The sequence below is a fragment of the Rhodococcus sp. GA1 genome (assembly GCF_024321955.1).
GTDB lineage: Bacteria > Actinomycetota > Actinomycetes > Mycobacteriales > Mycobacteriaceae > Rhodococcus > Rhodococcus pyridinivorans.
Map to the genome: position 1 here is coordinate 3,983,887 of NZ_CP097186.1, position 17,828 is coordinate 4,001,714.

The following is a 17,828-nucleotide window of genomic DNA, read 5'->3' on the forward strand; positions in this document are numbered from 1 at the left end:
ATCGTGCAGTTCTCGTCGCCGACTCCCGGCGTGTCGCGACGAGAACTGCGCGTGTTCGAACGTCTCGTTCGAACACATGTGCGATACTGGATCGGTCGAGGAGGTGCCGGAGTGGGATGGGGAAACGGTCCGCCGACCTGGTCGGAGATGGAACGTGTGCTCTCGGGACGACCCGGCACTTCCCGTCGCGATGCCGAACATCCCGGCGACGGGAGCGACAGCCCGGCGTGGTCGCGCACCCGCACCGAGTACGAGGCGCGGGTCCGACGTCCGGAAGGACCGGTCGTGCCCTACGCCGAACTGCACGCCCACTCCGCGTTCAGCTTCCTCGACGGTGCCTCCACGCCGGAGGAACTCGCCGAGGAGGCGGCACGACTCGGACTCGAGGCCCTCGCGGTGACCGACCACGACGGACTGTACGGAGCGGTGCGATTCGCCGAAGCCGCACGCGAACTCGGCATCCGCACCGTCTTCGGAGCCGAGCTGGGCCTCGACGATGCGCACCTGCTCGTCCTCGCCCGCGGTCAGGAGGGCTATCGACGCCTGTCGCGGCAGATCGCCGACGCCCACCTCGCAGGAGGGGAGAAGAACAACCCGAGGTACGACTACGACGCGCTCACCGACGCCGCCGGTGGGCACTGGCAGATCCTCACCGGTTGTCGCCGGGGGCACCTGCGACAGGCGCTCACCACGGGCGGGATCCCCGCCGCCGAAGCAGCATTGCTCGATCTCGTCGACCGGTTCGGTGCCGACCGCGTGACCGTCGAACTCACCCGTCACGGATATCCCGACGACCACGAACGCAACGCAGCCCTCTTCGAACTTGCCGCGCGACATGGCATTCCGTGCATCGCGAGCACGGCGGCGCACTTCGCGCATCCCCATCGGCGACATCTGGCGATGGCCGTGGCGGCGATCTCCGACCGGCAGAGCCTCGACGACGCCGTCGGCCGGATCCCCCCGACCGGAGGCGGGCACCTGCGGTCGGGGGAGGAGATGACGTGGCTGTTCGAGGCCTTTCCGGGTGTCGTGCACCGTGCCGCCGAACTCGGTCGTGAATGCGCCTTCGATCTGCGTCTCGTCGCCCCGAAACTGCCGCCCTTCGATGTTCCCGACGGGCACACCGAGTTCACCTGGCTGCGCGAACTCACCTACGACGGGGCGCGTCGCCGCTACGGTCCGGTCGAGCGCCGCCCCGACGCCTATCGGCAGATCGAACACGAACTCGATGTCGTCGGCCGGCTGGGATTTCCGGGATACTTCCTCGTCGTCCACGACATCGTCGACTTCTGCAAGCGAAACGACATCCTGTGCCAGGGAAGAGGATCAGCCGCCAACTCGGCGGTCTGCTACGCGATCGGCATCACCAACGTCGATCCCGTCGGCAACAAGCTGCTGTTCGAACGCTTCCTGTCGCCCGAACGCGACGGCCCACCCGACATCGACCTCGACATCGAATCCGACCGGCGCGAGGAGGCGATCCAGTACGTCTACCGCAAGTACGGGCGGATCAATGCCGCGCAGGTCGCGAACGTCATCACCTACCGCGGTCGCTCCGCTGTCCGCGACATGGCCCGTGCCCTCGGATACTCGCAGGGACAGCAGGACGCGTGGAGCAAGCTCATCGGCCGGTGGGGTGGGGTGCGGGTCGAGACCGACGAACGGATCCCGGAGACGGTTCTCGATCTCGCCGAACAGATCGAAGGTCTCCCACGGCATCTCGGCATCCACTCGGGCGGAATGGTGATCTGCGACCGGGCCGTCGCCGACGTGTGCCCCGTCGAATGGGCGCGGATGGAAGGGCGCACCGTCCTGCAGTGGGACAAGGACGACTGTGCTGCAGCGGGTCTCGTGAAGTTCGATCTGCTCGGCCTCGGCATGCTCTCCGCGTTGCATTACATGATCGACCTCGTCGACGAACACGAAGGCGTCCGAGTCGACCTCGCACACCTCGATCTCTCCGAGCCGGGGGTCTACGAGATGTTGTGCCGCGCCGACTCGGTGGGGGTCTTCCAGGTGGAGTCGCGGGCGCAGATGGCCACTCTGCCGCGGTTGAAGCCGCGATGCTTCTACGATCTGGTCATCGAGGTGGCCATCATCCGGCCCGGCCCCATCCAGGGCGGTTCGGTGCACCCCTACATCCGGCGGCGCAACGGTCTCGAACCCGTCACCTACGACCATCCCTGCCTCGAGAAGGCCCTCGAACGCACCCTCGGCGTTCCGCTCTTCCAGGAGCAACTCATGCAGATGGCCGTCGACGCCGCGGGATTCACCGCGGCGGAGGCCGATCGCTTACGTCGCGCCATGGGATCGAAACGCTCGACGGAGAAGATGGAACGTCTGCGCGGACGCCTCTATCAGGGCATGCGGGACCTGCACGGCATCACGGGGGACGTCGCCGACCGCATCTACGAGAAGCTCTACGCCTTCGCGAATTTCGGTTTTCCCGAAAGTCATTCGCAGAGCTTCGCCTCGCTGGTGTTCTATTCGGCATGGTTCAAACTGCACCATCCCGCAGCGTTCTGTGCGGGCCTGCTGCGTGCTCAGCCGATGGGTTTCTACTCGCCGCAATCGCTGGTCGCCGATGCCCGCCGTCATGGTGTGGTCGTCCACGGCCCCGACATCGCGGCGAGTCTCGCGCACGCCACCCTCGAGAACGAAGGGAAGGAGGTCCGGCTCGGCCTGGCCACGGTGCGGCACATCGGCGACGACCTCGCCGAACGCATCGTGACCGAACGCAGTGCCCACGGCCCGTACACCTCGCCCGCCGACCTCGCCGCCCGCGTCGGTCTCACCACCACGCAGGTCGAGGCGCTGGCCACCGCAGGAGCTTTCTCCTCGTTCGGCGTCACCCGCCGCGAAGCCCTCTGGGGTGCGGCCCCGGCCGCGGCACAACGCCCCGGGCGGCTCCCCGGGATCGGGACGGTGCCGACTCCGGCCCTGCCGGGGATGAGCGCTCTCGAACTCGCCGCCGCCGACGTCTGGGCCACGGGAATCTCGCCCGACAGCTATCCGACGCAGTTTCTGCGCGAGCGGCTCGACGAACTCGGGGTGATCCCGGCCGCGGAGTTGTGTCAGGTCCCCGACGGGACGCGCATCCTCGTCGGCGGGGCCGTGACACACCGGCAGCGACCTGCAACAGCCGCCGGTGTCACCTTCCTCAACCTCGAGGACGAGACCGGAATGGTGAACGTGGTGTGCTCGGTCGGTCTGTGGGCGCGCTACCGGACCGTGGCCCACACGGCTCCCGCCCTGCTCGTCCGCGGCCGGCTCCAGAACGCCGAGGGCGTGGTCACGCTCCTCGCCGACCATCTCGAAGCCATGGATCTGCGAATGCCGAGCAGATCACGCGACTTTCGCTAACATCGCCGAGTGTGAAACGCCTGTGGCCGGTCTCGTTGGCTCTGTTCGCTCTGGTCGTCACCGGCTGCGACGAGGGTGGTGGAGGCGAGGGCTCCTCGGCGTCCGCGCCTGCGATCTCGGCACCGGCGATCGTCGACGGCGGTCTCCGCGAGTCGCAACCCGAAGAGGCCGACCGCAAGGAGGTCGTCACCGGCTACCTCGAGATGGATGCCGGCGATCCCGTGGCGACGGGCCGCCGGGTCGTGACGGTCGTCGAGGAAGCCGGTGGACGCGTCGACTCGCTCACCGAACAACCCGAGGCGAGCAGCGTGCTCACGGTGCGGGTGCCCGCCGACCGGCTCGACGAGGTCGTCGACGAGATCCGCACACTCGGCCGTGTCACCAGCCTGAGCACCACCCGCGACGACGTGACGATGCAGTACACCGACCTCGAAGCCCGGGTGGGTGCGTTGCGGGCCTCGGTGGACCGCCTGCGGGCACTGCTCGAGTCGTCGGCCGACGTCGAGGCGCTGATCGCTGCAGAGACCGCGCTGGCCGAACGACAGGCCGAACTCGACAGCCTCGAGGCGCAGCGACGGCAGCTGGGCGACCGGATCGAACTGTCCACGCTCACCGTCGACATCACCACCGACCGCCTTCCCTCCGAACAGGACAGTTTCTGGGACGGGCTGGTCGCAGGATGGAACAGCCTGTGGGCCGCGCTGGGGGCAGCGGTGGTCGGTATCGGCGCCGCGCTACCGTGGGTGGCGTTCCTGTTCGTGTGTGCAGGTGTCCTCTACCTGGTCATCCGGCTCATCACCCGACGGGGACGTTCGTCCGGAACCACCGGGACGCCCGACACCGAGAGGACCGACAGCGATGCGTGAGGTCGACCTGGCCGCACTCGAATCCGCGCTCACCGACGGGGCGACCGTCATCGACGTGCGTGAACGCGACGAATACGCCCAGGTGCGCGTACCCGGCGTCACGAACATCCCGCTCAGCGAGTTCGTCGCGCGGATCGACGAGATCCCCACCGAGGGCACCGTCTACGTCGTCTGCGCCGTGGGTGGCCGCAGCCTGCAGGCCGCGCAGTATCTCGCCGGTCGCGGTGTCGACGCCGTGTCCGTCGCGGGTGGCACCGACGGATGGGCCCGCTCGGGTCGTCCGGTGGAGAGCGACGCCTGACTGCTCTCGTCGTCGAACGCGCGCCGTGGCACCGGGCCGCTCACCTTCGGCCTGCCGAAGGCTCATGTCGACACGGATCCGGGTGCCGGGTCCGTCTCGGGCACCGGCGGATCGTCCGGTGGGTGTGTCGGGAGGCGTGTCTCGGCGGCGATGCGGCGGGGATCGTCGTGGGGGAGCGAATCGATGAGGATCCGCCGGGGGTGTGCCGCGGTTCCGGTGACCAGATACTTCCGGCCGGGACGCACGTGCCGGGCCTGATCGATCATCTCGTCGGTGCCGGCCGGTGTTGCCGGCGGGTGCGCGGCAGGTTCGAGCAGTACGTCGTTCACGATCGTACGAGGATCGTACCGACGCAGGTCGAGTGATTGCCATTCGTTGCGGCGCAACGAGATTCCCATGTCGCGTTCGGCGTCGCTGCGGGTCTTGTCGATGAGATGCCGTAGGGCCCGGACTGTCCCGGCGAAGTGCTGGGCGTAGACGGGCAGGCGTTGTGGGCCGATCACGATTCCTGCCAGAAGAACCACGAGGAACAGTTTTTCGAGGGTCAGGCCGAACATGGTGTGGATTCCTCCCTGACGAGATCGGGATCGTGCGATGTGAGAGCGCGACGTGCCGCCCTCCGGTCGTGCAGACGGGTGATCACGAGAGCGGCGCCGAACAGAGCCGACATCGGTAACGCGACCAGGAACATCGACAACACGTCCGCGGACGGCGTGACCAGAGCACTGAACAGGGTGATGACCACGACGATGAGGCGCCAGCTGCGGCGCAGGGTGTGCGCGGAGACGACCCCGAGACAGTTCAGCATCACCAGCACCACCGGCAGGACGAATGCGATCCCGGTCGCCAGCACGATCTTCATCACGAAGTCCACGTAGTAGGAAGCATTGAGAAGGGTGCTGTCCCGGTCGGAGGAGAAGCCGGTGAGCACGCTCACCATGCGGGGGAAGAGCAGGAAACCGAAGGCGCACCCCCCAGCGAACAGTGGAGCGGCTGCCGCGGAGAACCCGATCACGTACTTCTTCTCGCGACGGGTCAGTCCGGGGGTGACGAAGGCGAACAGTTCGCACAACCAGACGGGACCGGAGACGATGACCCCGCTGAACAGCGCGATCTTCAGTTCGACGTCGAACGCTCCGGTGATCGTGTCGTAGTTGAGGCTCGCCTGGCGGGATCGGGCCAACTCCTCGATGGGTGCGCGCAGAAGGTCGAGGACCTGATCGGCGAAGACGAAACCGCCGATCACGCCGACCAGCAGCGCCACCGCCGCGCGAAGTCCGCGCCGTCGTGCCTCACGCAGGTGATCGGTGAGCGGCATCGTGCCGCGCGTGGCGGTGCGGGCCGTCATGACGCGGGTCGGTAGGGAACCGGGGTGCTCGTGACGGTGGTCGTCGAGTGCTCGCCGAGGGCGGTGGGGGCGTTGTCCTGCGGGGACGGAGTGGATTCCTCACGGATTTCGTCCTTGAGGATGCGCAGAGATTGTCCGACACCCTTGGCGAGGGCGGGAAGTTTGGCAGCTCCGAAGACGAGCAGGAGGATCGCCAGGACGATGAGGGCGTGCCAGCCCGTGAGATTGTGCAACATGGTGGAGTCCTTCGATGGTGGTGGGTCGATGTATGCGGACGGAGCGCGCTCAGTTCGAGGCTTCGGAGCCGGTTTGCGTCGGTGCGCCGCCGGGACCTCCGCCGCCGGGACCTCCGCCGGCGGGCGGCCGACCCGCGGATGGAACACTGTTGTTCCCGGGTCCGTCCGGACCTCCCGGTGCACCCCCGCCTGCACCGAGCGCGGGCTCGGTTGTCGTGTCGACTGCGACGGCCAGAGTCCCGACGTAACCCGCTTCGGTGTCGCCGGTGAACGTCCCCATCTGCAGGTCGTAACCGTCCCCGAAGACGTTGTCGTTGTCGGGGTTTCCGATCCGGGCCAGATTGCCGGCCGAACCCGGATAGGTAGCGAGCCGGTACACCGCGTCGAGCATGTCCTGTGGGAAGGCGACCTGTGAGGTCGCGATCGCGTTGTTCGCATCGGTCGCAGAGGCGGCATCGGGGTAGATCTCGAAATGGAGGTGGGTCCAGCGGCCGGAATAACAGCCCGGAACGATCGTCTCGAATGTCGCCTTGCCGTTGGTATCGGCGATCTGGATCCCTCGGAGATAGGTCTGGTCCTCGACGCCTTCGGAGTACATCGAGTACCGGCCCTGCGCGTCGCACTGCCAGGCGTACACGGCCACCCCGTCGAACGGGACGCCACCGTTCGCCGTGTCGGTGACGGTGAAGGTGAGCGAGAGCGGGACACCGTCGACGGTGGTCCCGCCGTCGAGGCTCGAGGTGATGTCCCTGCGGACGATCCCCGATTCCTCGAGCACGTTGATTCCGTTCGTGCCGTCGGCCGGGTAAGGCCCGTTGGTTTCTTCGGGTATCTCGTCTGCAGGGGTCACCGGCGCGGTCGTTCCGGCAGTGGTGATCGTGTTCGCGGTGCCGGTGGAGCAGGCGGCCAGTGCCAGGGCGCCCGCTCCGGCGCCGACGAGGCCGAGCACCCGGCGCCGGGTGACGAGGGTCGTGATGTCGAAACCGGCACCCTGGTCGACGACGTCCTCGGCGGGGCGATCGAGCAGGCGTCCTTCGTAGATGGGTCCGGCCGGTGTGGAAACGGGTTCGGGGATACGGGGCATGTCGACGTCTCCTTCGACGATTCGCTCGGTGGTTCGGTACCGAGTGTTGCCGTCGATCCGGTGGGGACGCTGTGTCTTACCTGTCGGTTTCCTGTCAGCCGGTCGGTGGAAGGGATACGGGCGGTATGTCGCCGGTGACTAGACCGCGCCGGGGAAACCCTGCTGCCGCCACGCCTCGTAGCAGGCGACCGCCGCGGCATTCGACAGATTCAACGAGCGTCGGCCGGGCAGCATGGGGATGCGGACCTGCTCGGTGATGTGCGGATCGGCGAGTACCTCGGGCGACAAGCCCGTCGGTTCGGGCCCGAACAGCAGCACGTCGCCGGACCGGTACTCGATCTCCGCGTAGCTCGACGTGCCGTGAGCGGTGAACGCGAACACCCGCTCGGGGGCCAACGCCTCCCATGCGGCCCCCAGATCGCTGTGCACGGTGACCGACGCGAGGTCGTGGTAGTCCAGTCCCGCCCGACGCAGCTTCGGTTCGGAGAGGTCGAAGCCGAGGGGTTCCACCAGGTGCAGCTCCGCGCCGGTCGCGGCGACCATGCGTATGGCATTGCCGGTGTTGGGGGGAATGCGCGGCTCGTGGAACATCACTCTGAACACTCGATCCAGCTTGCCAGAGGCGCGCCGGCGTCCCGCACGCGCGTAGCGCCGATCTCGGCGTAGCGAGGGCACGCGTGTTTTCATTCTCGTGTCGTGGTTCGACGTATCGACCGCTGGGGGATGCATGGAGTCACCGGTAGCGACGTACGTCTCGGCGGTGCGCAGCTTCTCGGAACTGGTCCGTGCCGTGCCGGAGGGCCGCTGGGACGGTCCGGGCCTGGGTGAGTGGGACCTCCGAGCACTGATCGGACACACCTCACGCTCGTTGACGACCGTCATGACCTATCTCGACAGTCCTGCCGACACCGAGGACCTCGCGAGCGCGGAGCAGTACTACGTCCACGTCGAGGAACTGACCTCGGTCCTCGGCGCGGAGGACATCGTCGAACGCGGGCGGCGTGCCGGTGCCGACCTCGGTGACGACCCGGTGGTGACGATCGGTGCCCTGTCGGCTGCGGTGATCGAGCGGCTCGGTACCGGGGAGGATCGTCTGATCCGGGTGATCGGAGGATCGGGGATCCGGCTGCATTCCTACCTCCCGACACGCACCTTCGAACTCGCCGTCCACGGTCTCGACATCGCCGCCGCCGCGGATGTTCCCTACGAACCTCCCGTCGAGGTTCTCGAGCAGTCCGCCCTGTTGGCGGCGAGAATCGCTCTGGCACTCGGCGACGGCACGACCGTGCTGCGGGCATTGACCGGTCGGATGGCGTTGCCGAACGGCTATTCCGTTGTGTGAGCGGAGAGGTTCAGCGCAGCCGGGACCGGAACATCCGATCCTCGAGCAGCGCGAGCACGGATGCCGGGGGAGGCAATCGTGCGATCTCGTCGCGCAATTCCTCGGCCCCGCGGCGGAGAGAGCGCGAGGACAGCGCGTCGAGGGTGATCCCTCCGATCTCCGCCGAGGTTACGGTGACGGGATCGACCGTGGTCCCTGCGCCCAGCGCGACCAGCCGTCGGGCGTTGAGTTCCTGGTCCGCGCCCATCGGAAGCGCGACGACCGGAACGCCGTGGGCGAGCGCACCGATGACGCTGCCCGATCCGCCGTGGTTTACGACGACATCGACGTGCGGGAGCACGGCCGACTGGGGCACGAACCGCACGATGCGGACGTTGCCGCCCGGTGACGGCAGGGTGGCCGGGTCGATGTCCCGGCCGACGGTGACGAGCACGCGCGCAGGTAGTCGGTGCAGCCCCCGGAGGAGACGGACGATGAGATCACCGGACTCGGTGTTGAAGACGGTACCCAGCGTGACGTACACGCGGTGGGGCTTCTCGCCGCTTCGAAGCCAGTCGATCGCAGGGTGTTCGCGGGATGCGAGCGACGGGCCCGGCCCTGTCGAGACGGCTGTGGGAGGCAACGGGACATCAGGATCACGGAACGACGGTGGGAACGGTGAGATGACCAAATCCTGTGTCAGGAAAGAGCACTCGTGATCGGAAGGGAGGTCGTGGGCGGCCCGTAGTCGTCCCAGTGGCTCACGGATGCGGTCGATCCGGGTGAGTGCTCCGGACGCGATGACGGCGACCACCACGCGGGGAACGGCGGCGTGCTCGGCCGCCGTCATCGCACCGAAGTCCATCTCGTCGCAGATCACCAGATCCGGATGCCAGCGGTCGATCACATCGCGGACCAGGTCGAATCGTCGCGCCGCGAGCACACCGGCGAAGTGGGTGCCGATCACCGAGTACTCGTGGTCGAGGTCGGGAGGAGCGAGCGTGCCCGTGGACCGACCGGAAGGAGATGTCGTCTCCCCCTCGGGGAAGTGTGCGTCGAAGCCTTCGGTGCCTGCGAGGGCGTCCGCCTCCCCGCACACGCCGAGACGGTGGCCGGCCCCGCGCAGGACGTCGGCGATCGGGAGCATCGGTGCGAGATGGCCGAGGCCGCCTGCGAACGAGAACAGGACGCGACGCACGGCCCGGCCTCGTGTACTGCCGGTCGTCGATCCGACTCGGTGCGCCATGGCCGAATTACACCGCTCCGCGCTCGTGTACGCGAATCGTCGACCGGGTGTGGCCCCGAGCGGTAACTGGTTCAATCGAGAGGCACGAGCAGCGGGCGACCCGGGAGAGAACCATCACGATGACACGCCGACGCGGAATCCGACTGGCCGCGCGGGACGCGCTCCACGTCTTCGTGGAGGACACGGACCCCGAGGCTCCGCCGTCGACCATGGTGAGTGTCTACGTGTTCGACGCCCGAGCGGGCGACGCTCCCATCCGCACCCGTGAGGACGCCGTCACCTGGATCGGACAGCGCCTGCACCGCACACCGGCGCTCACCCGCCGTCTGCACCGGGTGCCGGCGAACCTCGACTTCCCGTACTGGGTCGAGACCGGCGTCGATCCGGACGATCACGTCCGGTACGAGACGATCGGACCGACCTCGCGCAGCGGGTTGCATCGGCTGCTCGCGTCGATGAAGGAACGCTGCCTCGATCTGTCCGCACCGCCGTGGGAAGTGCACGTCCTGACCGACATCCGCGGTGTCGACGACCTTCCCGAGGGCGCCACCATCGTCGCGTTGCTCCTGCACCACTCGGTGACCGACGGGCTCGGAGCCGTCGAGATCGCTCGTGCACTGCTCGACGATCCGGCTGCCGCCCCTTCGGCGGGAGGACGCATCGTCGCCGTGCCGGGACCGGTCCGCGCGGCGGTCTCGCTGCCCTTCCGGTACGCGAGGATGCTCCCGGCTCTGGTCGCAGCACGTCGCGCTCGACGAGCACTGGGTGGTCTCACCGCATCGGGGGAGATCACCGCCCCCCGGCCGCAGCGTCCCCGCACCCGCTTCGACACCGACGCCGGCAGCGCCTGGCAGCTCGGCGTCGTCCGTATGCCGTTGCCGGAGGTGCGTGCCGTCGCGCGCGCCACGGATACCTCGGTGAACGACGTGATCCTGACGGTCGTCTCGGGCGGACTACGCGCCTACCTCGCATCCTACGAGGAAATTCCCACCGATTCACCGGCGGCGATCGTTCCGGGATCCCTCCGGGACGGAGCGGGAGCGGAGTCGGAGAACAAGGTCACGCTCATGTATGTCGACCTGCACCTCGATCGGGCTGATCCGCGCGAGCGACTCCGCCGAGTCCACGAGTCGGCCGCTCTCGAGAAACGGCGCATCCGGCGTCCGGAGTCGGCTGCCTCCGTTGCGGCGGTGGATGCATCGCCCGCGTTCGACCTGGCGATGACGATCCGGAGAGCGCACCGCGGGCGGGTGGGGCCCACGGGAGACGTGGTGCCGCTGGCCAACACCACCGTGACGAATGTGCCGCGCGGGCCGGTCGAGGGCCTCCGATTCGGTGGCAGTCCCGCCGTCGAGGCGATCGGTACTCCGATGCTCAACCGGAACTACGGTCTCGTCCACTCCGTGACCTCGCTCGGCGAGGTTCTCACCTTGTCTTTTCTGGCCTCGGACTCTTGCATGCCCGACCCCGAGCAGTACGAGCGGCACCTCGCCGAAGCCTTCGCGGAACTATCCCGGGACTGCCTGCCTCCCGGCGCGCGGACGGTTTCCGGTACCGGCCGCGATTCGACGCCGGACGGGCGCCTGGAAGAATGAACGACGTGACTGCGACGATCCTGGACGGCAAAGCAACCCGCGACGAAATCTTCGAGGACCTGAAGGTCCGCGTGGATGCGCTGAAGGCCAAGGGCGTCACGCCCGGTCTCGGCACGATCCTCGTCGGCGACGATCCGGGATCCGCGGCCTATGTGCGCGGTAAGCACAACGACTGCGCGAAGGTCGGCATCACGTCGATCCGCAAGGATCTGCCCGCCGACATCACCCAGGAACAGCTGTTCGAGGCGATCGACGAGCTCAACGCCGACCCTGCCTGCACCGGCTACATAGTCCAGCTCCCGCTGCCGAAGCATCTCGACGAGAACGCGGCGCTCGAGCGCATGGATCCGGGCAAGGACGCCGACGGATTGCACCCGGTCAACCTCGGCCGGCTCGTGCTCGGCAAGGAGGCTCCGCTGCCCTGCACGCCGCGCGGCATCATCCACCTGCTGCGCCGCTACGACGTGGAGATCGCCGGCGCGCACGTGGTGGTGGTCGGTCGTGGCGTCACCGTCGGCCGCCCGATCGGTCTGCTGCTGACCCGTCGTTCGGAGAACGCGACGGTCACCCTCTGCCACACCGGCACTCGTGATCTCGCTGCAGAGGTGCGTCGCGCCGACATCATCGTCGCCGCCGCAGGTGTTCCCGGGCTGGTGACGGCGGACATGGTCAAGCCCGGCGCCGCTGTGCTGGACGTGGGTGTCTCCCGCACCGAGGACGGACTGCGCGGCGACGTCGCCGCGGACGTGCGCGAGGTCGCGGGCTTCGTGTCCCCGAACCCCGGTGGCGTCGGACCGCTCACCCGCGCCTTCCTGCTGACCAACGTCGTGGAGCGGGCCGAGCTGCTCGCGACCCGATAAGCGGGTCGACGACCCCGGGAGACGAGATGGCTCAGGCTATGCGATTCACGCGTCTGAACCTGCCGCTGCTCGCGGTCACCCTGGTGATCGCGGCAGCGGTGATCTTGGTGATCGCCGATCGGTGGCGACGCGGAGCGTTCGTCTTCGGCGGCGCCACCATCCTCGCCGGCCTGTTCCGCTGGGCTCTCGACGAGGACAAGGTCGGTGTCCTCGCGGTACGCGGCAAGGCGTTCGACGTCGCCTCGATGATGGTCGTCGGCGGAATCGTGGTGGCGCTCGCCGCGTCGATCGACCCGCTGGGAACCGACTAGCCCTCGGCGAGCTTCATCAGTTCGACGAGGAGCTTCGCGACCTCGTCGGCCTCGGTGAGGAATCCGTCGTGTCCGTCGCGGGAGACGAGCACACGCAGGTCGCCCGATCCCGGGAGCAGATCGGCGATCTCCTGCTGCAGGCGCAGCGGGTACAGGCGGTCGGAGTCGACGCCGGCGACGATCGTCGGGACCGGGGTGGACGCGAGTGCGGCCTCGACGCCGCCGCGTCCGCGCCCGACGTCGTGCCGGTTCATCACGTCGGACAACACCACGTAGGTGCCGGGATCGAAACGCGCGACGAGCTTGCGCGCCTGGTGCTCGAGATAGCTCTGCACGGCGTACCGGCCGCCGCGCCACGGGTCCTCGTCGTCCTGGGGTAGATTCCCGAAGCGCGTGTCGAGTTCGAGTTCGGTCCGGTAGGTGAGGTGCGCGATGGTCCGGGCGATGGCGAGTCCGGCTTCGGGACGCCGCCCCGTGCCGTAGTAGTCGCCGCCCTGCCAGTCGGGGTCGGCCGTGATGGCAGCCATCTGCGCGGTCTGGGTGCCGATCTGGTCGGCGGTCGCGCGGGCACCGGTGGCGAGGACGAGCGACGCTCGCACCCGCTCCGGGTACGCGATGATCCACTCGAGGGTGCGCATGCCACCCATCGATCCGCCGGTCACGGCGGCGAGGACGTCGATGCCGAGCCTGTCGAGCAGCGCCACCTCGGCCGCCACCTGGTCGCGCACGGTGATCAGCGGGAAGCGGGATCCCCAGGCCTTGCCGTCGGGTGCGGTGCTGCCGGGGCCGGTGGTGCCGCGGCACCCGCCGAGAATGTTCGTCGAAACCACGCACCAGCGGTCGGTGTCGATCGGAGCACCGGGGCCGACCATGCCCGACCACCAGCCGGGGGACGGATGGTCCGGTCCGGCGGGGCCGGTGACGTGCGAGTCGCCGGTGAGGGCGTGTTCGACGAGCACCACGTTGTCGCGGGCGGGGGACAGTTCGCCCCACCTCTGCACGGCGACGGTGACGTTCGGCAGCGTCTCGCCGCTCTCGAGCGCGAGATCGCCGATGTCGATGGTGTCGAGGCGTCCGTCTGCCGGGGGCAGTTCGACGCGACGCCGCTCGGTGCCCGCCGTCAAGAGATGACCGCCTCGAGGCTCGCGGTGGGCCGGCAGCGCCGGCTGCGGATGTCGGTCATCGTGTCCTTCCGGCGGTGATGGGAGGTGTGATCGTGACTTGGGTGCGACAGCACATCATCATCTCAGTCCTCCCGACAACAGGCTTGTCGGTGGGGTTCCACCGACCGTGTCATCACCCGGAGCACCCCACCCCGGTCGGAGGGTTGCCGGCCAGCAAGCCGGGGCTTGACGCTGGCACTCATGACTTTCCCGGCAGTCTAGCGACTCTCCGTTGCAGGGTCTTTATGCACCCTCTGAACATCCCTGACCAGCAGGAAAGTTACCGGTCGGTAGGGCGTGAGGGTGGGACGAGGCGCTTTGCGGTCGTCGGCAATAGCAGTACGCTTGTCATGTTTGGCCGCGGTTCAGGACGTGGACACGGCCATGCTCGCTGCTCGCGAGCCGACGGCGACCGCACCCACAAAGTGCGGTCGATTGGGGACCTACAGAAACGTCCTAGGAGGACACGAAACGCATATGTCCAAGATCAAGGTTGAAGGTAAGGTCGTCGAACTCGACGGCGACGAGATGACCCGCATCATCTGGCAGTTCATCAAGGACAAGCTGATCCACCCGTACCTGGACGTGGATCTCGAGTACTACGACCTCGGCGTGGAGAACCGCGACGCCACCGACGACCAGGTGACGGTCGATGCGGCGAACGCCATCAAGAAGCACAACGTCGGTGTCAAGTGCGCCACCATCACCCCCGACGAAGCGCGTGTCGAGGAGTTCGGCCTGAAGAAGATGTGGCGGTCGCCCAACGGCACCATCCGTAACATCCTCGGCGGCACCATCTTCCGCGCGCCCATCATCATCTCGAACGTGCCGCGTCTGGTGCCGGGCTGGACCAAGCCCGTCATCGTCGGCCGTCACGCGTTCGGCGATCAGTACCGCGCCACCGACTTCAAGGTCGACCGCCCGGGCACCGTCACCATCACCTTCACGCCCGAGGACGGCAGCGAGCCGATCCAGCACGAGGTCTGCCAGATCCCCGAGGACGGCGGCGTCGTGATGGGTATGTACAACTACAAGAAGTCCATCCAGGACTTCGCGCGCGCCTCGCTCTCGTACGGCCTGCAGCGCAACTACCCGGTCTACCTGTCGACCAAGAACACGATCCTGAAGGCCTACGACGGCATGTTCAAGGACGAGTTCCAGCGGATCTACGAGGAAGAGTTCAAGGCGGAGTTCGACGCCGCCGGTCTCACCTACGAGCACCGCCTCATCGACGACATGGTCGCATCGTCCCTCAAGTGGGAGGGCGGCTACGTCTGGGCCTGCAAGAACTACGACGGCGACGTCCAGTCCGACACCGTCGCGCAGGGCTACGGCTCGCTGGGGCTGATGACCTCCGTCCTGATGACCCCGGATGGCAAGACCGTCGAGGCGGAGGCCGCACACGGCACCGTCACCCGGCACTACCGTCAGCACCAGCAGGGCAAGCCGACGTCGACGAACCCGATCGCGTCGATCTTCGCCTGGACCCGTGGCCTCGAGCACCGCGGCAAGCTGGACAACACCCCCGAGGTCATCGAGTTCGCGCAGCAGCTCGAGGACGTCGTCATCAAGACCGTCGAAGCCGGTCAGATGACCAAGGACCTCGCACTGCTCGTTGGCCCGGAGCAGGGCTGGCTGACCACCGAGGAGTTCCTCGGCGCACTCGACGAGAACCTGCAGAAGGCTCGCGCCTGACCTTCGGCTCGTTTCTCGGCAGCACGAACACGGGACGCCCGCACCGGGCGTCCCGTGTCGTGTTTCCCGAGCACTCCGGGCACGGGCTACCGTTCCGTGTACCACTGTCAGTCGCATCACCGCCGTAGTGCCCGGGAGGAGGACGGCCGTGACCACCACTGGTGCCGACTCCGAAGGTCGCGGCGGGGCGCATGCCCGCCGGCGCTTCTGGACCCGGGTGTGGGCGCTGATGTTCGGCTCGGCGCTGGCCTACCTGCCGGTCGCCCTCGCCCCGAACATGATCCACGCGATCGCCCGCCGAACCGACGAGCTGGCCCTACGACCGGTCCACGCCGGTGCGCAGCGGCGTGCTCACCACCCTCACGATGGGCGAGGCCGCCGCTGTTCTCGGGGTCCTCGCCGCCCTCGTCATCGCGCTCAATCTCATCGCCTGGTCGCTCGGGCCGGTCATCGCCGCCGAGGGTTCGTCCCGATCGACCGAGGCGTTGCGCCTCGAGCACCTCGAACTGTGCGGGTCGGTGTTCGGTGTCGGAGCGACGATGACCTTCGTCGCAGCGCTGCTCGACGGTCTCCCGCACTCCGTGGATCTGGCGGCGCTGCTGCTGTTCCCGGCGGTCTTCGTGATCGTGGTACTCAGCCAGGACCTGTTCCTCGCGACCCAACGCGGCGTCGGTGCCCGCCGTCGTCTGCGCCGGGAGGCGTCGCTGCTGCGCCGACGTGAACTGCTCGCCACGGCGGCGAGGCTGCGACCGGGCGACCCGCGGGTCGCCGGCCACCCCTTCGCGGCGCTCGCCGTCGAACTTGCGGTCCTGGCCGTCGTCACGGTGGTGGCGGGGCTCCTCATGATCGTGGTGTTCGACGACGAGTCGGGCTCCGGGCCCTTCCTGGATTCCTCGGACATGGTCTTCGTGGTGGTCACGTCCGCGATCACGATGTTCACGGCCGTCGTCCTCGTGCTGTGGACGGTCCGCTGCTGGTTGCTCCGCCGATACGTCGGCGCGGTCCTGGCCGCGGCGTTGGGTGGCACCCTCTACGTCGTGGTCGGTGCGGGAATCGTGTGGGCGGCACTCGACGAGGACGCCGTCGCCGAGGCGATCGCCTCCGCCGCCGTCCTGTACGCCTGGATAGTCCTGCCGGCCGCCGTCCTGCTCCTCGGCACCGTCGGGGTGGGCCGTCGGGGTCGCTTCCCGGGTGTCACCGCCGCCCTGCGCGCCGCGGTGCTGCGCGAGCGGTACCGGGTGCGGCGCGCCGAGCTCGACGGTGGTCGGAGGAACGGTCGAGCGGAGGGTTCCGTCCCGCCGCTCCGTCATCTGATCGTGCGGGCGCGCACCGTCGCCCGTGTCGCTCCGGCGGACCGGACATGACGACGGGGACGTCCTCCTCGGAGGGCGGCCCCGTCGATCCACTCGTCTACCGGTGCGCGCCCACCGGATCGCGGTGCGTAGCGCGCTGCCGCTCCGTCTGCTCGGTCAGCAGGTGGTCGAACAGACCCCCGGCGCGCAGCCATTCCCACTCGAGGGGAGTGTCGATCCGGGAGAGTGCCGTGCCCTCCCACACGATCTCGCCTGCACGGCGGACCCGGACGGTGATCTCGGTGGTCGATCCGAGAGCGGCCAGTCCACCACCGTCGACTTGGGGAGCCCGGTGATCCCGACGAGTTCGCGCAGCGTCCGGATCGGGTGCTCGGCGTCGAATGCGTTGAGCAGATCGAACGCGCGGGCGACGCTCCGCACGCCGCCGTCGGCTCCGGCGACCGTCGATGCCTGTGTCATGCGAGTCACTCCAGGCCCACAGAACAGTCCGAGCAATCCGCAGAATGGAACACATGAGTGTTTCCCAGTAGAGATATTTCGGTAATAGGGTGTGTCGTTGCACTTGATTCACACCGCGCTGCTTGATCATTGACGAATGGCAGGGAAGAAGACTGGTTCCGGCGAGGAGCCCAACTACCGGAAAGCCAAGCAACGTGGCGCTCGACGCGATTTCGAGGCGTTGCGTGACCGGCGAATGCGCGCCGCGGAGATGTTCGCCGCAGGACGACGACAGATCGATGTCGCGGTCGAACTGGAGGTGACCCAGCAGACCGCCTCACGCTGGTATCGGCAATGGGCCGACGGGGGCAGTGACGCACTCGAAGGGCCCAGGCGAGCTGGACGCCGGCCCCGCCTCGACGACACCCAGATCGAAGTGATCCGAGAGGAATTGCTCAAAGGACCCCAAGCTCATGGCTTCGCCACCGGGGTGTGGACCCTGGGACGGGTCGCGATCGTCATCGAGCGGCTCACCGGCGTGACCTACGGACCCACCCAGACCTGGACGATCCTGCGGACCCGGCTCGGCTGGAGCCGGCGGCGGCCCGCACGGCGCGCGGTCGAACGCGACGAGGACGCCATCGTCGCCTGGCGCGAGAGATGAGTGGCTGTTTGGGACGCCTTTCGG

At 68.1% G+C, this 17,828-nt stretch carries 18 protein-coding genes, 1 pseudogene and 1 riboswitch; of the genes and pseudogenes, 10 read left to right on the top strand and 9 right to left on the bottom strand.

The window, feature by feature from the left end:
- The first annotated feature begins 111 nt into the window (after positions 1-111).
- The 3 genes from M3330_RS18590 to M3330_RS18600 are packed head-to-tail and all read left to right on the top strand — an operon-like array spanning position 112 to position 4,530.
- Positions 112-3,363: an error-prone DNA polymerase gene (locus tag M3330_RS18590; RefSeq protein ID WP_039584922.1), complete on the top strand. Its 3,252-nt coding sequence runs from the start codon at positions 112-114 to the stop codon at positions 3,361-3,363.
- Between the two features lie 11 nt (positions 3,364-3,374).
- Positions 3,375-4,229: a DUF4349 domain-containing protein gene (locus M3330_RS18595; protein ID WP_006550104.1), complete on the top strand. Its 855-nt coding sequence runs from the start codon at positions 3,375-3,377 to the stop codon at positions 4,227-4,229.
- Complete coding sequence (locus M3330_RS18600; protein ID WP_006550105.1) at positions 4,222-4,530, top strand: rhodanese-like domain-containing protein; 309 nt, start codon at positions 4,222-4,224, stop codon at positions 4,528-4,530. The genes M3330_RS18595 and M3330_RS18600 overlap by 8 nt, the downstream gene beginning before the upstream one ends.
- A gap of 62 nt (positions 4,531-4,592) precedes the next feature.
- Here M3330_RS18600 and M3330_RS18605 read toward each other — a convergent pair whose 3' ends face one another.
- From M3330_RS18605 to M3330_RS18625, 5 genes are all read right to left on the bottom strand, one after another.
- The gene (locus tag M3330_RS18605; RefSeq protein WP_006550106.1) at positions 4,593-5,087 is read right to left on the bottom strand and encodes a hypothetical protein; all 495 of its coding nucleotides are present in this window, start codon (positions 5,085-5,087) and stop codon (positions 4,593-4,595) included.
- Positions 5,075-5,878, bottom strand: a complete 804-nt coding sequence (gene tatC / locus M3330_RS18610) for a twin-arginine translocase subunit TatC (protein ID WP_006550107.1) — start codon at positions 5,876-5,878, stop codon at positions 5,075-5,077. The genes M3330_RS18605 and tatC overlap by 13 nt, the downstream gene beginning before the upstream one ends.
- Positions 5,875-6,114 (bottom strand): twin-arginine translocase TatA/TatE family subunit, encoded by a 240-nt coding sequence (locus M3330_RS18615; RefSeq protein WP_006550108.1) that lies wholly within the window; start codon positions 6,112-6,114, stop codon positions 5,875-5,877. The genes tatC and M3330_RS18615 overlap by 4 nt, the downstream gene beginning before the upstream one ends.
- Before the next feature lie 49 nt (positions 6,115-6,163).
- Entirely contained in the window at positions 6,164-7,198 is a 1,035-nt protein-coding gene (locus tag M3330_RS18620) for an intradiol ring-cleavage dioxygenase (RefSeq protein WP_033097061.1), read from the bottom strand.
- 138 nt (positions 7,199-7,336) lie between these two features.
- Positions 7,337-7,801, bottom strand: coding sequence for a tRNA (cytidine(34)-2'-O)-methyltransferase (locus M3330_RS18625; protein ID WP_006550110.1), 465 nt, complete (start codon positions 7,799-7,801; stop codon positions 7,337-7,339).
- Positions 7,802-7,925: 124 nt separating this feature from the next.
- On the opposite strand from M3330_RS18625, the gene M3330_RS18630 reads away from it, so the two are divergent.
- A complete protein-coding gene (locus tag M3330_RS18630) occupies positions 7,926-8,540 on the top strand; it encodes a maleylpyruvate isomerase N-terminal domain-containing protein (RefSeq protein WP_039584853.1) in 615 nt (204 codons plus the stop codon).
- Positions 8,541-8,550: 10 nt separating this feature from the next.
- Here the strand turns inward: M3330_RS18630 and M3330_RS18635 are convergent, their stop codons facing one another.
- On the bottom strand, positions 8,551-9,765 hold the full coding sequence (locus tag M3330_RS18635) for a glycosyltransferase (protein WP_255025895.1): 1,215 nt from the start codon (positions 9,763-9,765) through the stop codon (positions 8,551-8,553).
- Between the two features lie 119 nt (positions 9,766-9,884).
- On the opposite strand from M3330_RS18635, the gene M3330_RS18640 reads away from it, so the two are divergent.
- From M3330_RS18640 to M3330_RS18650, 3 genes are read left to right on the top strand one after another with little or no spacing between them, the layout of a single operon-like run.
- Entirely contained in the window at positions 9,885-11,360 is a 1,476-nt protein-coding gene (locus M3330_RS18640; RefSeq protein ID WP_255025896.1) for a wax ester/triacylglycerol synthase domain-containing protein, read from the top strand.
- Positions 11,361-11,365: 5 nt separating this feature from the next.
- Positions 11,366-12,220, top strand: coding sequence for a bifunctional methylenetetrahydrofolate dehydrogenase/methenyltetrahydrofolate cyclohydrolase (locus M3330_RS18645; protein WP_006550113.1), 855 nt, complete (start codon positions 11,366-11,368; stop codon positions 12,218-12,220).
- 26 nt (positions 12,221-12,246) lie between these two features.
- Complete coding sequence (locus M3330_RS18650; protein WP_033097065.1) at positions 12,247-12,531, top strand: DUF3017 domain-containing protein; 285 nt, start codon at positions 12,247-12,249, stop codon at positions 12,529-12,531.
- On the opposite strand, the gene M3330_RS18655 is transcribed toward M3330_RS18650, so the two are convergent.
- Positions 12,528-13,655, bottom strand: coding sequence for a homoserine O-acetyltransferase (locus M3330_RS18655; RefSeq protein ID WP_024101561.1), 1,128 nt, complete (start codon positions 13,653-13,655; stop codon positions 12,528-12,530). The genes M3330_RS18650 and M3330_RS18655 overlap by 4 nt on opposite strands.
- A gap of 134 nt (positions 13,656-13,789) precedes the next feature.
- Positions 13,790-13,901: riboswitch (SAM riboswitch) on the bottom strand.
- Positions 13,902-14,171: 270 nt separating this feature from the next.
- On the opposite strand from M3330_RS18655, the gene M3330_RS18660 reads away from it, so the two are divergent.
- Together M3330_RS18660 and M3330_RS18665 are read left to right on the top strand one after the other, a co-directional pair.
- Complete coding sequence (locus M3330_RS18660; RefSeq protein WP_039584849.1) at positions 14,172-15,389, top strand: NADP-dependent isocitrate dehydrogenase; 1,218 nt, start codon at positions 14,172-14,174, stop codon at positions 15,387-15,389.
- Positions 15,390-15,724: 335 nt separating this feature from the next.
- Complete coding sequence (locus M3330_RS18665; RefSeq protein WP_255025897.1) at positions 15,725-16,753, top strand: hypothetical protein; 1,029 nt, start codon at positions 15,725-15,727, stop codon at positions 16,751-16,753.
- 46 nt (positions 16,754-16,799) lie between these two features.
- Here the strand turns inward: M3330_RS18665 and M3330_RS18670 are convergent, their stop codons facing one another.
- Positions 16,800-16,946: a hypothetical protein gene (locus tag M3330_RS18670; protein WP_200360280.1), complete on the bottom strand. Its 147-nt coding sequence runs from the start codon at positions 16,944-16,946 to the stop codon at positions 16,800-16,802.
- Positions 16,947-17,059: 113 nt separating this feature from the next.
- Positions 17,060-17,161, bottom strand: a pseudogene (locus M3330_RS24515) (IclR family transcriptional regulator); the annotation flags it as partial.
- Between the two features lie 136 nt (positions 17,162-17,297).
- Between M3330_RS24515 and M3330_RS18675 the strand changes: the two are divergent.
- Positions 17,298-17,804, top strand: coding sequence for a winged helix-turn-helix domain-containing protein (locus M3330_RS18675; protein ID WP_200358362.1), 507 nt, complete (start codon positions 17,298-17,300; stop codon positions 17,802-17,804).
- The last annotated feature ends 24 nt before the right edge of the window (positions 17,805-17,828 follow it).

Bases quoted from the DNA above. Each gene is read 5' to 3' on its own strand.
- M3330_RS18600 (WP_006550105.1), top strand. From the start codon at position 4,222: ATGCGTGAGGTCGACCTGGCCGCACTCGAATCCGCGCTCACCGACGGG.
- M3330_RS18605 (WP_006550106.1), bottom strand. From the start codon at position 5,087: ATGTTCGGCCTGACCCTCGAAAAACTGTTCCTCGTGGTTCTTCTGGCA.
- tatC (WP_006550107.1), bottom strand. From the start codon at position 5,878: ATGACGGCCCGCACCGCCACGCGCGGCACGATGCCGCTCACCGATCAC.
- M3330_RS18615 (WP_006550108.1), bottom strand. From the start codon at position 6,114: ATGTTGCACAATCTCACGGGCTGGCACGCCCTCATCGTCCTGGCGATC.
- M3330_RS18620 (WP_033097061.1), bottom strand. From the start codon at position 7,198: ATGCCCCGTATCCCCGAACCCGTTTCCACACCGGCCGGACCCATCTAC.
- M3330_RS18630 (WP_039584853.1), top strand. From the start codon at position 7,926: ATGGAGTCACCGGTAGCGACGTACGTCTCGGCGGTGCGCAGCTTCTCG.
- M3330_RS18635 (WP_255025895.1), bottom strand. From the start codon at position 9,765: ATGGCGCACCGAGTCGGATCGACGACCGGCAGTACACGAGGCCGGGCC.
- M3330_RS18640 (WP_255025896.1), top strand. From the start codon at position 9,885: ATGACACGCCGACGCGGAATCCGACTGGCCGCGCGGGACGCGCTCCAC.
- M3330_RS18650 (WP_033097065.1), top strand. From the start codon at position 12,247: ATGGCTCAGGCTATGCGATTCACGCGTCTGAACCTGCCGCTGCTCGCG.
- M3330_RS18660 (WP_039584849.1), top strand. From the start codon at position 14,172: ATGTCCAAGATCAAGGTTGAAGGTAAGGTCGTCGAACTCGACGGCGAC.
- M3330_RS18675 (WP_200358362.1), top strand. From the start codon at position 17,298: ATGGCAGGGAAGAAGACTGGTTCCGGCGAGGAGCCCAACTACCGGAAA.